The sequence below is a fragment of the Streptomyces sp. NBC_00019 genome (assembly GCF_045041015.1).
Taxonomy (GTDB): domain Bacteria; phylum Actinomycetota; class Actinomycetes; order Streptomycetales; family Streptomycetaceae; genus Streptomyces.
This window is the reverse complement of the sequence record NZ_CP108302.1, coordinates 1,896,597-1,910,724: the sequence shown is the minus strand read 5'-3', so window position 1 is coordinate 1,910,724 and position 14,128 is coordinate 1,896,597. Positions and strand designations below refer to the sequence as shown.

At 70.7% G+C, this 14,128-nt stretch carries 13 protein-coding genes; 2 read left to right on the top strand and 11 right to left on the bottom strand.

Annotated features, from left to right (window positions below; all coding sequences use genetic code 11):
* Window positions 1–92: 92 nt before the first annotated feature.
* The 4 genes from OHU89_RS09200 to OHU89_RS09185 form a co-directional block, all read right to left on the bottom strand.
* Complete coding sequence (locus OHU89_RS09200; RefSeq protein WP_266895531.1) at window positions 93–1,043, bottom strand: cytochrome c oxidase assembly protein; 951 nt, start codon at window positions 1,041–1,043, stop codon at window positions 93–95.
* Between the two features lie 154 nt (window positions 1,044–1,197).
* A complete protein-coding gene (locus OHU89_RS09195; protein WP_405641580.1) occupies window positions 1,198–2,223 on the bottom strand; it encodes a 6-phosphofructokinase in 1,026 nt (341 codons plus the stop codon).
* 191 nt (window positions 2,224–2,414) lie between these two features.
* On the bottom strand, window positions 2,415–3,143 hold the full coding sequence (locus tag OHU89_RS09190) for a glutamine amidotransferase (RefSeq protein ID WP_327715642.1): 729 nt from the start codon (window positions 3,141–3,143) through the stop codon (window positions 2,415–2,417).
* 16 nt (window positions 3,144–3,159) lie between these two features.
* Complete coding sequence (locus tag OHU89_RS09185; protein ID WP_046257292.1) at window positions 3,160–4,398, bottom strand: MurT ligase domain-containing protein; 1,239 nt, start codon at window positions 4,396–4,398, stop codon at window positions 3,160–3,162.
* 103 nt (window positions 4,399–4,501) lie between these two features.
* Between OHU89_RS09185 and def the strand changes: the two genes are divergently transcribed.
* Window positions 4,502–5,047: a peptide deformylase gene (def, locus tag OHU89_RS09180; protein ID WP_405641578.1), complete on the top strand. Its 546-nt coding sequence runs from the start codon at window positions 4,502–4,504 to the stop codon at window positions 5,045–5,047.
* 90 nt (window positions 5,048–5,137) lie between these two features.
* Here def and OHU89_RS09175 read toward each other — a convergent pair whose 3' ends face one another.
* Window positions 5,138–5,782 (bottom strand): TetR family transcriptional regulator, encoded by a 645-nt coding sequence (locus OHU89_RS09175; RefSeq protein ID WP_405641577.1) that lies wholly within the window; start codon window positions 5,780–5,782, stop codon window positions 5,138–5,140.
* A gap of 172 nt (window positions 5,783–5,954) precedes the next feature.
* Here OHU89_RS09175 and OHU89_RS09170 point away from each other — a divergent pair, with 172 nt between their 5' ends.
* The gene (locus OHU89_RS09170; protein WP_266895537.1) at window positions 5,955–7,181 is read left to right on the top strand and encodes an acyl-CoA dehydrogenase family protein; all 1,227 of its coding nucleotides are present in this window, start codon (window positions 5,955–5,957) and stop codon (window positions 7,179–7,181) included.
* A 35-nt stretch (window positions 7,182–7,216) separates the two neighbouring features.
* Here OHU89_RS09170 and OHU89_RS09165 read toward each other — a convergent pair whose 3' ends face one another.
* From OHU89_RS09165 to OHU89_RS09140, 6 genes are all read right to left on the bottom strand, one after another.
* Window positions 7,217–8,449, bottom strand: a complete 1,233-nt coding sequence (locus tag OHU89_RS09165; RefSeq protein WP_405641574.1) for a DUF2201 family putative metallopeptidase — start codon at window positions 8,447–8,449, stop codon at window positions 7,217–7,219.
* Entirely contained in the window at window positions 8,446–9,672 is a 1,227-nt protein-coding gene (locus tag OHU89_RS09160) for an AAA family ATPase (RefSeq protein WP_405641573.1), read from the bottom strand. The genes OHU89_RS09165 and OHU89_RS09160 overlap by 4 nt, the downstream gene beginning before the upstream one ends.
* A 51-nt stretch (window positions 9,673–9,723) precedes the next feature.
* Window positions 9,724–11,097 carry a hypothetical protein gene (locus tag OHU89_RS09155; protein WP_405641571.1) on the bottom strand — a complete coding sequence of 458 codons (1,374 nt, stop codon included), beginning with the start codon at window positions 11,095–11,097 and terminating at the stop codon, window positions 9,724–9,726.
* 87 nt (window positions 11,098–11,184) lie between these two features.
* Window positions 11,185–11,706, bottom strand: a complete 522-nt coding sequence (locus OHU89_RS09150) for a cupin domain-containing protein (RefSeq protein WP_405641569.1) — start codon at window positions 11,704–11,706, stop codon at window positions 11,185–11,187.
* Window positions 11,703–12,920, bottom strand: a complete 1,218-nt coding sequence (locus OHU89_RS09145) for a cytochrome P450 (protein WP_405641568.1) — start codon at window positions 12,918–12,920, stop codon at window positions 11,703–11,705. The genes OHU89_RS09150 and OHU89_RS09145 overlap by 4 nt, the downstream gene beginning before the upstream one ends.
* Before the next feature lies 1 nt (window position 12,921).
* A complete protein-coding gene (locus OHU89_RS09140; RefSeq protein ID WP_405641566.1) occupies window positions 12,922–13,980 on the bottom strand; it encodes a type III polyketide synthase in 1,059 nt (352 codons plus the stop codon).
* Window positions 13,981–14,128 lie beyond the last annotated feature (148 nt).

Below are 14,128 nucleotides of genomic sequence, written 5' to 3'. Positions count from 1 at the left end.
CCCCGGCGGTTACCCAACGCGTTTCATGCTAACGAACGGAAATGCATTCCCGACGGATTGAGGACAAAGAGCGGACTGAGGGGAAAGAGGTGTCAGCGGCCCTGTGCGTTGAGTGAGGCCAAATAGGCGTTGTACGCCTCGAGTTCCTTGTCCCCGTCCCGGTCGGCGGCCCGGTCCTGGCGCTTGGCCTGCCGCTGCTCGGAGCCGTACCACTGGAACAGCAGCGCGATCAGCACCAGCACGGACGGGATCTCGCTGAACGCCCAGGCGATACCGCCCGCGGCGTTCTGGTCGGAGAGCGCGTCGATACCGAGTGAGGCGGGCGGGTTCTCGAACGTCTTGACCATCGGGGTGGACGCCATCATCAGCGCGATCCCGAAGAACGCGTGGAACGGCATGCCGGCGAACAGCTCCAGCATCCGCATCAGATAGCCGGGCCGGGCGGGCCCGGGATCGACACCGATGATCGGCCAGAAGAACACCACGCCCACGGCGAGGAAGTGCACCATCATCGCGACGTGCCCCGTCTTCGATCCCATCAGGAAGTCGAAGATCGGCGTGAAGTACAGCGCGTACAGGCTCGCGATGAACAGCGGGATGGTGAACGCCGGGTGCGTGATGATCCGCATGTACCGGCTGTGCAGCAGGGCGAGGAGCAGCTCACGCGGCCCCTTGCGCCCCCTGCCCGCGACCGGCAGCGCACGCAGCGCCAGGGTCATCGGGGCGCCGAGCAGGATGAGGATCGGCGACAGCATGCTGATGATCATGTGCTGCACCATGTGCACGCTGAACATGACCATCCCGTAGTCGTTCAGCCTGGTGCACATCACCAGCCCGATGGACAGCACACCGGCGACATACGACACGGTCCGCCACACCGACCAGGCGTCCCCCCGCCGCCTGAGCCGCACGACCCCCCACACGTACAGCACCAGCCCCACGAGGCAGGCGACCAGAAAGAACGGGTCGGCCGACCACTGGAGACCCCGCCCCAGCGTGAACGGCGGCAGATCCATGGTCATGCCGTGCCCGCTGTGATCCATACCGCCGGCTCCTGATTCGTGGGGGTTGTGCAAGTCTGTCCGTCACAGACTAGAACCGCCCCCGGCGAACATTGTCACCGGGGGCAAGTGCCACCCACCCAGGGGCGCGGGGAACTGCGCGAGCAACCACGAACGACCCGCACCCGCCAGACGGCTAAAGCACGCACTCCGCTTCGGCGTACCGCTCCTCAGGCACCGTCTTCAGCGTCTCCACGGCCTCCGCGAGCGGCACCATCACGATGTCCGTCCCCTGGAGAGCGGTCATGTGACCGAACTCGCCCCGGTGCACGGCCTCGACGGCGTGCCAGCCGAATCGCGTCGCGAGAACACGGTCGTACGCCGTCGGCGTACCGCCCCGCTGCACATGCCCCAGGATGACCGGCCGCGCTTCCTTCCCCAGCCGCTGCTCCAGCTCGATGGAGAGCTGCCGGGCGATCCCGGCGAACCGCTCGTGCCCGTAGATGTCCTTCGCGCCCTCGTCGAACTCCATGGACCCGGCGGCCGGCTTGGCCCCCTCCGCGGCGACGACGATCGCGAACCGCTTGCCCGCCTCGAACCGTTCGCCGACCCGCTTGGCCAACTCCTCGATGTCGAAGGGCCGTTCCGGTACGACGATGGCGTGCGCGCCGGCCGCCATGCCCGAGTGCAGCGCGATCCAGCCGGTGTGCCGCCCCATGACCTCGACGACGAGCACCCGCTGGTGCGACTCGGCGGTGGTCTTGAGCCGGTCCAGGGCCTCCGTGGCCACACCCACGGCCGTGTCGAAGCCGAAGGTGACGTCCGTGACCGCGATGTCGTTGTCGATGGTCTTGGGCACGCCCACGATGGGCAGACCGGCGTCCGACATCAGCCGGGCCGCCTTCAGCGTGCCCTCGCCGCCGATCGGGATGATCGCGTCGAGACCGAGGTCCTGGACATGCCCCCTGGCCCGCTCGACCCCGTCACGCAGATGGGAGGGCTGGACCCGGGAGGAGCCGAGGATGGTGCCGCCGCGGGCGAGGATGCCGCCCACCGCGTCGAGGTCGAGCTTGATGTAGTCGCACTCCAGGAGGCCCTTCCAGCCGTCCCGGAAGCCGATGACCTCGTCGCCGTGGTCGACGACGGCACGGTGCACGACGGACCGGATGACGGCGTTCAGGCCGGGGCAGTCGCCGCCGGACGTGAGGACACCAATGCGCATAGCCCGAAACAACCTTCTCAACGTGGGCCGGGGACCGGACCACGCTGTCCGGCTCGATCCCCGCCACCCTAGCGGCAGGAGGGGGCGGGGCCGTACCGTGCGTCCGCCTGCTGGACGACCCCGCTCAGGTGTGCGGACCCATCGTCAGACGGGCTGGTAAAAGCTGCCTGGAGCGCAGGTGAACTCGCAGCTCAGGCAGGTTGCTGGGCAGCGGCGATGCGCTCGGTGCGCAGCGCCTCGTACCACCGGTCGTCGGTGGGCGGCAGCGCGTTCACGTCGAGCGCCAGCTTCAGCAGCAGGTCGGCGATGAGCGGGTTGCGCGCCAGCACCGGGCCGTGCATGTACGTACCGAAGACGGTGTCGTTGTACGCGCCCTCCGTGCCGTCGCCCGTGCCGTTGCCGTTGCCGAACTTGACCCGGGCGAGCGGGCGGGCCGTCGGTCCGAGGTGGGTGATGCCCTGGTGGTTCTCGAAGCCGGTCAGCGGGGGCAGGCCGAGCCGCGGGTCGATGTCGCCGAGTACGTCGCCGACGCACCGCGCGCCCTCGCCGCGTACCGAGACCACGTCCAGCAGCCCGAGGCCGGGCTCCCGCTGGCCGAGGTCGTTGATGAACTCGTGGCCGAGGATCTGGTAACCGGCGCACACCGAGAAGACGATCGCGCCGTTCTCCACGGCCCGGTGCAGTCCGCCGTCCCGGCGCAGCCGCTCGGCCGCGAGCCGCTGCGGACGGTCCTCGCCGCCGCCGATGAGATAGATGTCCCCGGAGGTCGGGATCGGCTGGTCGCTGCGTACGTCGAGACGGGCCACGTCGAGGCCGCGCTGTCGCGCCCGGCGCTCCACGACCAGGACGTTGCCCTGGTCGCCGTACGTGCTGAGCAGGTCGGGATAGATCCAGACGATCCGCAGCTGGTTGTCGCTCACAAAAGTCCCCTGAGTGTCAGTTGCCGACGCGGCGGCGGAGGTCCTGGAAGGCGGTGTAGTTCGCGATGACCTCGATGCGGCCGGGCGGGCACATCTGGACGGCCTGGTCGAGGTTCTCGCAGACCTGGAAGTGCTGGTTCGCGACTTCCAGGCGCACCGCGAGGTCCAGCTTCCGGTCGCCGACGACGCAGATCGGGTGCCCCGTCAGCCGCGTGTAGTCGACGTCCCACAGCCAGGAGGTGTCGGTGCCGTCGGCGCCGCGCGCGTTCACGGAAAGGATCACCGGGGTGGGCGGCGGATCGATCAGGCTGAACGTTTCGAGCCAGCCCGCGGGGTTCTTCGCGAGCAGCAGTCGCAGGTCCCGCTCCTGGAACTGCACGACGTCGTAGCGTCCGGCCACGGCCTGCACCTGGTACATGCGTTCCAGGGCGACCTGCGGCGGCACCCCGAAGACGGCGGCGACGGCGGCCGAGGAGGCGGCGTTGGCCTTGTTGGCGCGGCCGGGCAGCTGGAGATGGATGGGCCACGCGGAGCCGTGCGGGTCGAGCACATGGTCCCCGGACAGCGCCCAGCTCGGCGTGGGCCGGCGGAAGCCGCACTCACCGCAGAACCAGTCGTCGCCCGGCCGCTGCATCACACCACCGCAGGACGGGCAGGACCAGGCGTCGTCCTTCCACATCTGTCCCGCGGCGACCCAGATCACATTGGGGGAGGAGGAGGCCGCCCACACGACGAGCGGGTCGTCGGCGTTGGCGATGATGACGGCCTTGCTGCCGGCCAGTCCCTCGCGCCAGTTCTCGGCGAGCATGCGGGTCTCGGCGGCCCGGTCCAGCTGGTCTCGGGAGAGGTTGAGCAGGGCGATGCACTTCGGGTCGGTGTCGCGGGCGACACCGGCGAGGTACTTCTCGTCGACCTCGATCACGCCGTACCGCGCCTCTGAGCTGCCGGCGAGGGCCGAGGTGATGCCGGCCGGCATGTTGGCGCCGAGCGCGTTGGAGACGACGGGCCCGGCGGCGCGCAGTGCCTCCGCGATGAGCCGGGTGGTCGTGGTCTTGCCGTTGGTCGCCGACACCAGGACGACGTCCAGGTTCTGGGCGAGCCGGGCGAGAAGGTCGGGGTCGAGTTTGAGTGCCACCCGGCCGCCGATCACCGAACCGCTGCCGCGCCCCGCGGCGCGCGATGCCGCTGCGACCGCCTTACCGGCGGTCACGGCGATCTTGGCCCGCGGCGTGAGCGGGTCCGAGTTGCCTGCCATCAGTTCTCGATCCTCCTTGCGTACGCGCCGCGCCTGACGGCAACGTGGTGGTGGTCAGCCTATCGAGATCCATTCGCACTCCCGAATCCGTACCCTTGCCGACATGCGACACGGTTTGATTCCGGGCACCCGCGGACGCGTGCGGCCGATGACTCTCTTCGGCGATCCGGTACTGCACTCCCCCTGCGAGGACGTCACCGACTTCGGTCCCGAACTGGCGTCCCTGGTCGAGGATCTGTTCGCCACGATGTACGCCGCCCAGGGCGTCGGCCTGGCCGCGAACCAGGTGGGCGAGTCCCTGCGGGTCTTCGTCTACGACTGTCCGGACGACGATGACGTACGACACCTGGGTCATGTGGTGAACCCACGGCTGGTCGAGGCCGACGGTGTGGTGCTGCGGGGCCCGGAGGGCTGCCTGTCGCTACCGGACCTGGAGGCGGGAACAGAACGGTACGACCACGCGGTGGTCGAGGGCTTCACGGTCACGGGGGACCGGGTACGGGTCCACGGCACAGGGTTCTTCGCGAGGTGCTTGCAGCACGAGTGCGACCACCTGGAGGGCCGGGTGTACGCGGACCACCTGACGGGCTGGCGCCGACGACGCTTGATGAGACAGGTGTCCCGAGCATCTTGGCGCCGGAGCAGCTGACCCGCCTCAGGGGCGCGGGGCTGTATCGATGTGCGGCTCCGCCGCGTGGGCGCGACCAGCCCCCACCGGCCGGTGGCCGACATACGGCCGTCAGAACCCCGGACCGCCCACTTTGTCCCCAGCCGCCGCAAGCCGCCCCCACAAGAGGTCGGCCAGACTCCGCACCAACTCGGCCCGGGAGCACGGCCGTTCCCCGAGCCACCAGTCCCCGGCCGCGTGCATCATCCCGACGATCCCGTGCCCCCACACCCGAGCCAACTGCTGCCCCCCGGGCCCGAGATCCAGCCGGTCCTCGATGACCTGAGCCAACTCCTCGCCCATCCGTCGAAGCAACGGCACGGAGTGCTTCCCGACGTCGAACCCGGGGTCTCCGACCTGCCCACCGTCCGCCGGATGCATCAGGAACCGGTACACCTGAGGCCGCGCCTCGATCGCCGCGAGATACGTGTCGAGCGTGGCCTCCACCCGCTCCCGCCGTTCCGCCGGAGCGTCCAGCGCGGCCCGCAGAGAATCCAGCAACGCATCCGTATGCCTCTTGGCCAAAGCCGCGTAAAGTCCCCCCTTGTCACCGAAGTGACGGTAGAGGATCGGCTTGGTGATGCCCGCTTCCGCGGCGATCGCGTTCATGGAGGCCTGTGGTCCGTCACGCAGGACTACTCTGTCCGCGGCCTCCAGCAGCTCGCGGCGACGGCGGTCGGCGGACCTTTGCTGATCGGTCCGCTGCGTGGTGTCCATGAGCTCTCCCCACCCGTGCTGATTCGGTGACGCCTGCGCAAACTAACACTCAACATGCCCCACGCATCGAACGGGCTGCCGAGCGGTCATCAGGAGTTGACTTTTCCTACCGACCGGTAACAGACTCGGGTTACCGCTAGTAACATGCACGTGCGCCGCCGCTGGAGGGGACATGGCCGAGTTCACCATGGAGCTCAACGACGAACAGAAGGAGGTCCGGGACTGGTTGCACGGCTTCGCGGCCGATGTGATCCGGCCTGCGGCCGCCGAATGGGACGAGCGTGAGGAGACCCCCTGGCCGGTCATTCAGGAGGCCGCCAAGGTCGGGATCTACTCACTCGACTTCTACGCCCAGCAGTACTTCGACTCCACCGGCCTCGGTATTCCGATGGCCATGGAGGAGCTGTTCTGGGGTGACGCGGGCATCGCCCTGTCGATCGTCGGCACCGGTCTGGCCGCCGTGGGCGTCCTCGCCAACGGCACCGAGGAGCAGATCGGCACCTGGATCCCGCAGATGTACGGCGACGCGAACGACGTCAAGGTCGCCGCGTTCTGCTCCTCCGAGCCCGACGCCGGCTCGGACGTGGCCTCGATGCGCACCCGCGCGGTGTACGACGAGGCCAAGGACGAGTGGGTGCTCAACGGCACGAAGACCTGGGCGACCAACGGCGGTATCGCCAACGTCCACGTCGTCGTCGCGGTCATCGACTCCGAGCTCGGCTCCAAGGGCCACGCGTCCTTCATCATCCCGCCGAACACGCCCGGCCTGTCCCAGGGCCAGAAGTTCAAGAAGCACGGCATCCGCGCCTCCCACACCGCCGAGGTGGTGCTGGAGAACGTCCGCGTCCCGGGCTCCTGCCTCCTCGGCGGCAAGGAGAAACTGGACGAGCGTCTGGCCCGGGCCCGTGAGCGCGCGAAGGCGGGCGGCGAGCGCGTGAAGAACGCGGCGATGGCCACGTTCGAGGCCTCCCGCCCGGCCGTCGGCGCGATGGCGGTGGGCACCGCCCGAGCCGCGTACGAGGTCGCCCTCGACTACGCCAAGACCCGTGAGCAGTTCGGCCGCCCGATCATCGACAACCAGGGCGTCGCCTTCCAGATCGCCGACATGCGCACCTCCATCGACGCCGCCCGTCTCCTGGTCTGGCGCGCCTCCTGGATGGCCGTCAACGGCAAGCCGTTCACCGCGGCCGAGGGCTCGATGTCGAAGCTCTTCGCGAGCGAGACGGCGAAGAAGGTCACGGCCCAGGCGGTCCAGATACTCGGCGGCAACGGCTACACCCGGGAGTACCCGGTGGAGCGGATGCACCGCGACGCCGCGATCTACACGATCTTCGAGGGTACGAGCGAGATCCAGCGCCTGGTGATCGCCCGCACCCTGTCGGGGATGCCGATCCGATAGCGCCACAGGGGGCGTCGGCACGTCAGTCGGCGCCCCTACCCGATGTTCACCACCCGGGCCCAGTCGGGCGGGGAGTCCGGCACGTAGTCGGGATCGTCCTCGTCCCAGGAAGCGGACCGGGGGAAGAGTCCCACCACCGTCCGGCACGGTGGCCGGGTGTCCGGCCAGGGTGTCTGGCCGTCGGTCAGGACCACGACGACATCGGGCTTGGGACGCGCCCGCAGCGCCCTGGCGAAGCCCGTACGCAGATCCGTGCCCCCACCGCCCATCAGCGGGATGCCCTCGCCGCGGCAGAGCGGATGGATGAACTGGGCCGCCGCGTCGCACGGCAGCACCGAGACCAGGTCGCGCCGGCCGCCCACGGCACGCGCGATGGCGGCGACCTCCAACAGCGCACTGCCCAGTTCGGCATCGCTGACCGACCCGGACGTGTCGATCACCACGGAGACCCGGGGCGGTCTGCGCCGCAGGCTCGGCAGCACGGCGCCGGGCACGGAGGCCGAGCGCCGCGAAGGGCGGCCGTACGTGTAGTCCTCGCCCACGCCGGGGCCGGAGGCAGCCGAGCGGACCGCCGCGCCCAGCAACTCCCGCCACCGCTGCGGCGGATGGAACGCGTCCTCCGCCCACCGCTGCCAGCCCTGCGGGGCCGTCCCCGGACGCGCGGTGATGCCCTGGGCCACCCGGAACCGGACCGCGTCCCGTTCCTGCTCGCTCAGGCCGTGCGCGCCCTTCGGCCCCAGGTCCCACTCCCGGTCCAGTCCGTCGGCGCCGCTGCCGCGGTCCAGCCAGGAGAGATCCTGCGTCAGCGGCCCGAGCCGGAACTGGCGCAGGTAGTCCTCCATGAGCTGCCCTGCGGGCAGGCGCAGGGACTCCGGGTGGACCGCACCCTCGGGCCGGACCAGGCCGTCGCCGAAGGCGTCGTCGTTGATCTCGCAGTCCGCGGCGATGTTCATCCGCAGCCGTTCCCCGGCTCCGGTCAGCCCGCGTTCCCGTGCCACCCGGTCCCCGCGCCCGTGATGGTCGCGCAGCAGGTGCGACACCTCGTGCACCCACACCCCGGCCAACTCCTCGACGGGCGTCCGGTCCACGAACCCCGGTGAGACATAGCACCGCCAGTGCCGGTCGACGGCCATGGTCGGCACCCTTGCTGACTCGACGGTGTGCAGGGCGAACAGGGCCGTCGCGAGATAGGGCCGGGCCCGCGCGGCCTGCAGCCGGGCCGCGAAGAGCTTGTCGAGATCCAGCGCCCCGCGCGCGTCCCCGCTCAACGGCCCGCCCTCACCGCGGCCTTGGCGCGCGACGCAGCCTCGTCGGCCCGCCGGGACAGGGTCACCACCCCGGCGAGCTGCTCGATCGACGGAGGCACGTCCCAGTCCTCCTGCCGCAGCGAGGCGAGCGTGCTCGCGGGCACGACCACCAGGTCGGGCGCCCCGGTCTCCACCGCCCGGACCAGCAGCGCCCACGCGGCGTCCCAGCGGGCCCGGTCCGGACGTGCGCGGACCGCCGCCACCACCCCGTCGAGCGCGGCCTGCCGCAGATCACCCCGCTCGGGCAGCACGGCCCCCGTCGGATCGGCGAGCAGCAGCTCGGGGTCGGGCAGATCCATCCGGTCGATGCTCGCCAGCAGTTCGAGCCCCGGCCCGTCCCCCACGGTCCCCCGGACCAGCAGGGACAGCACATCCCGGGAGGAGCCGGCCGCGGTCGCGAAGGCGATCAGGCTCAGCGTCATGTCCCAGCTGCGGGGCGAGGGCCAGGGGCCGCCCCGGCGGGTCTCGCTGTTGGGCAGCCGGTGCACGAGCCCGGGGCGGGCGGTGAGGAGCCCGCACACCGCACGCCGTGCGAAGTCCACGGCCTCCGGCAGCTTCTCCGGGGCGAGTCGCGGCAGAGTCGCCCGGGGCCAGGTCCCGCCGAGACCGCGTACGACGACCTCGTGGTCGTGGGTCCACTGCAGATGGACGAACCGGTTGGCCAGCGGCGGGCTCAGCTCCCAGCCGTCGGCCGCCGAGGACCGCGGGTTGGCGGCGGCCACGATCCGGACCCCGGGCGGCAGCCGGAGGGCGCCGATCCGCCGTTCCAGCACGAGCCGGAGCAGGGCGGCCTGCACGGCCGGCGGCGCGGTGGACAGCTCGTCCAGGAACAGCAGGCCCCGGCCGGCCCGGACCAGGCGTACGGCCCAGTCCGGCGGGGCCATCGGGACGCCCTGTTCCGCGGGGTCGTCGCCTACGACGGGCAGCCCCGAGAAGTCGGAAGGCTCGTGCACGCTGGCGATCACCGTGGTCAGCGGCAGCTCCAGGGCCGTGGCGAGCTGGGTCAGGGCCGCGGTCTTGCCGATGCCGGGCTCGCCCCACAACAGCACGGGCAGATCCGCGGCCACGGCCAGGGTCAGGGCCTCCAGCTGGATGTCCGGGCGCGGCTCGGTGGTGGTGTCGCGGAGCAGGGTCAACAGGTCGCCGGCGACGTCGAGTTGGGAGACAGAAGTACAAGTGGGCATATGTCATCACCTTTGGTGGCAGAGAGAAGTGCGAGGAAGGGGGTGCGGCGGTCAGCCGCGGGTGGTGAGGCGCGGGCGCGAGCGATGGGCGCGCGGACGAGGCTCGGCCCGGGGGAGGCGACGGGGTCCGGGGCCGATGAGGTCGGCCCTGAACAGCCCGTACACGATCCGCTGTTGTGCGGCCGCCTCCAGCTCGTCCCGCAGCGCACCGCCGCGCAGCACCGCGTCAGGGCCGAGCAGCCCCTCCACGACGGCCAGCGCACCGGAGACGTCCCCGTGGGCGAGGCGTTCTCGGACGTCGTCGAGGCACTCCGGATGCCGGTGCGTCTCGTCGATGACCCGCAGACAGGGCAGCGGCGTGCCGCTCAGCGCGGCCAGCAGTTCCTCCCGCCGGACCTCGGCCGGATCGTGGTCCAGCGGGGCCAGCACCCCGTCGACCAGGCCGATCCGGTGCAGGGCGCCCCGGCAGTCGACGAGCCGAGGCTGTCCCGCCGGATCCGGCACCGCAGCCGCGGCATCCGGCACATATCCCGGTACGAGGGCGGCGGCGACCAGCGGATGCAGCCGGTCGGCCTCGATGGCACCGGTGCGGAGCAGCTCCAGGTCGGGCAGCACCCAGGTCGCCGCGTCGGGCAGGAGCGGCAGCGCGGAGGCGCCGCCAGATGCGGACGCCTCGGTGATCCGCATCGTCGGCGGCCCGTCCCGGTTCGCGACCAGGTCCAGGACCAGCCGATGCCGGGCTCCGCACCGCACGCCCACGCGACCGTCGGACCGGCCCTCGGCGCGGAGCAGGATCGCGGCCTCGGCCGCCCACCGGTCGACGGCACAGCGGCGCTGCGGCACCAGCGCCAGGACAGCCGGATCCGTGACGGGAGGGTCGTCGACGCCTGAGCGGACGCGCAGCTCATCGGCCCTGCGCGCGTCCCACAGGTGACGGTGCAGGTCGAGCCGGTACCGCCGGTGGGGCGGGGGATGCGGATGGCGGCCGCCACCGGCTCCGGAGCCGGACGATCCGTCCCACAGCGCGAGACTGATCCGCTGCCCGGAATCCGCCCAGGCGGGCGGGGTCCGCACCACGAGGTGCACCGGCCGCTTGCCGTCACTGTCGTAGCGGGCCAGCGTGAGGGTCACGCCCGGGCGCAACAGCCCGTCGGGAGCGATCCTCGGCATGTGCCAGCGCAGCAGGTCGGGAGCCAGATGCCGGAGATCGGCCCGGACCCGGGCGGCGAGCTCCGCGCCATGGACACGCGCCACGGAACGCAGCTGGAGATCGACATCGAAACCCGCGGCGGCACAGGCCCCGCCCCAGTCACCGGCGCGGCGACGAGCGGTCGCGGTCTCGATCATGGAGGGCGGCACGGCGAACTCGCGCACGCGCAGCCAGAAGGAAAGGCGGGAATCCCCGGTCACGGGCGAAGTGAGCATCAGCACTCACCTTGCGCGGACGGGTCCCCCAATCTGTGAACGGAGTGAATGGTCATCGAGCCGATCGTAGCTTCAACTCCCACCGTGTCAACGGTGTTTCAGCGGCGTCAGCTGCTCGATGTCGTACCGTCCGCGCAGTTCCTCGATCGCCGCGTCGTCCGGCGGACCCCCGTCGCCGAGGATCTCCAGGAGCTCCTCGAAGTACCGCTCGTGGTCCGGCGGCGGGGACGCCTGGAAGAACATCTTGGCGGGGGAGTCCGTCGGGTTCGCGAACGCGTGAGGACAGCCGGGCGGTACGACGATGACCGTCCCCGGCGTCGCGCGTACCACCCGACCGCCCGAACTCGACTCCCAGCGCTGCCAGTTGTCGGAGGTGCGGATCCGCGGCTCGAAGGCGAGGACGTCCAGCTCGCCCTCGAGGACGTAGAACAACTCCTCGCTGCGGGTGTGCACATGGGCACCCACATCGAAGCCGGGCGGCACGATCACCTCGAAGGTGGACGCCGCCCGGGAGTGCGAGCCCGTCACCTTGAAGGTCACGTGCTGGGCCGGGGTCCGGACGACCCGGCCGTGCCCCGGCGGCACCAGGAGCCCTTCGGTAGCCGTCACCACGTCACCGGAAGGGCCTCGGGACCACGGATCAGCGCGCCCTTCTTGAAGGGGACCTGCTCCCGTGGCACCGCCAGCCTCAGACCCGGAACACGGTCCAGCAGAGCGTCGACCAGCAGCTCGGACTCCAGCCGGGCCAGCATGCCGCCGGGGCAGTAGTGCGGGCCGAAGCCGAAGGACACATGGGGGTTGGGGCTGCGGGAGAAGTCGATCGTCTCCGGGTAGGGGAAGACACTCGGGTCGCGGTTCGCGGACAGGTACGACACGTAGACCGCGTCGCCCGCCCGGATCCGTACGCCCCGGATCCCGACGTCCTCCAGGGCGATCCGGGACAGACCGACCGCGTTGCGGTGCGGGATGTAGCGCAGCAGTTCGTCGATGGCCTGGGGGCGGATGTCCGGCTCGGTGCGCAGCCGGTCGGCGAGGTCCGGGCGGGTGAGCAGCAGGTAGAACATCTGGCCGCTGTTGTTGGTCACCGCCTCGCCGCCGATCTGGAGCAGGACCGCGAGGCCAACCGCCTCCTCCAGGGTCACCTCGCCGCGTCCCACGGCCGCCCCGAGCAGGGACGCCACGTCCTCGCCGGTGCTGCCCTCCCGGAGCCCGATGAGGTCGGCGAAGTAGGCGCCCATCTCGTTCCTGGCCTTCTCGCTGACGTTCTTGCCGTGCGAGGAGGACAGGATCAGCTGGGTCCAGGTGTGCATGCCGTGCCGGTCGGCGGCCGGGACGCCCATCAGCTCGCAGATCACCGCGATGGGGAACGGCGTCAGGACGGTGGCGGTCAGATCGGCCGGCGGGCCGTCCTGCAGCAGTTCGTCGACCAGCTCGTCCAGCATCCGCCGGGACTTCTCGCGGATCCGCTCCACGCCCTTCGCGGTGAACGCGGCGGCCACCGAGCGCCGCAGCCGGGTGTGGTCCGGCGGATCCAGGAAGCCCACCGCGCCGCGGGCCGGGATGAAGTGCGGGGCGAGCCGGGTGACCTCGGGCTGGTCCATGACGGCCTCACGGCTGAAGCGGGGGTCGTTGGTCACCATCCGTACGTCCTCGTACCGGGTGACCAGCCAGGCCCAGCCCTCGCCGTTGGGCAGCTGGATCCGGGTGACGGGGCCCTCGCGCATCAGCTCGGTGAGCACCGGGTCGAAGTCCACGCCGTTCAGGTCGAGCGCGGGCCAGTGCCGGATGGGGGGCAGGATCTCGGTGATCGTCTCTTCGGTCATCTCATGCCGTCTCTGCGTAGCGCTGCCAGCGGCCCAGGGCCATTTCCGCGGTGATGCCGCCGAACCCGGCGAGCAGCCCGCGCGCCCGGTCGTGCGCACCGCCCTCGTCGAACAGCCGGCGCAGCGCGTCCAGTACGACGGCGCTGGCGATGTTGCCGTACTCGGTGAGGGTGGCCCGGCTGAAGCGGAAGGCGTCCGGGTCGACCTGAAGGAACTTGCTGAGGTCGTCGAGTATGCGGGGTCCGCCCGCGTGGACGATGTAGAAGTCCAGGTCGGCGGCGTCCCAGCCGTGCAGCCCCGCGAGGTCCCGGAGCGCGGGCGCGAGCGGCTCCATGGTGGTCGGCACCCGCTTGTCCAGCTGGAAGTGGAATCCGGTGGCCCGGACGTCGTACATGATCCACTCCTCGGTCTTGGGGATCAGATACGACCCGTTGCGCTCCAGCGAGATCCCCTCGCCGCCCCGTCCGCGCACCACGGCGGCGGCGATCCCGTCCCCGAACAGTCCGTTGGAGAGCAGGTTCCCGATGCCGAGGTCGGTGGGCTGGTAGCACAGCGAGCAGAACTCACAGGCCACGATGAGGGCGTTGGCCTCGGGGTAGGTCGTGCAGAAGTCGTGCGCCCGGTTGATCGCGGCCCCGCCGGCCGCGCAGCCCAGCTGGGCTATGGGGAGCTGCCGGGTGGTGCTCTCGAAGCCCATCTCGTTGATCAGCCAGGCCGTCAGCGAGGGCATCATGAAGCCCGTGCAGGACACGTAGATGATGACATCGATGTCGCTGGTCAGAAGCTCGGCGTCGTCGAGCGCCCGCTGCACCACGGCGGGCACCCGCGCCTTCGCCTCGGCCACGTAGACCTTGTTGCGCTCCTCGAAGCCCGGGTGCTTCAGCGTCTCCTCGATGGGCTGCACGACGTGGCGGGTGCGCACCCCGGTGTTCTCGATCAGCCGGAGGGCCAGAGCCAGTTGGGGATGGTCGGAGTGCCGGGAGCGAGCCAGCTCCAGCGTCTCCTCCATCGTGATCACATACTCCGGGACGGACACCGAGGATCTGCACAACGTCGCCATGAACCGTGCCTGCCTTCACCTCAGGAGGTGGTCCAGTCCACGATCACCTGAGAGTCCGACGACTTCGCGCGGGACTACTCCAAACGCGCGACCACTGGACGCGCCCCAAAGGGGCGCGGGGAACTGCGCGAGCAACCACGGACAACCC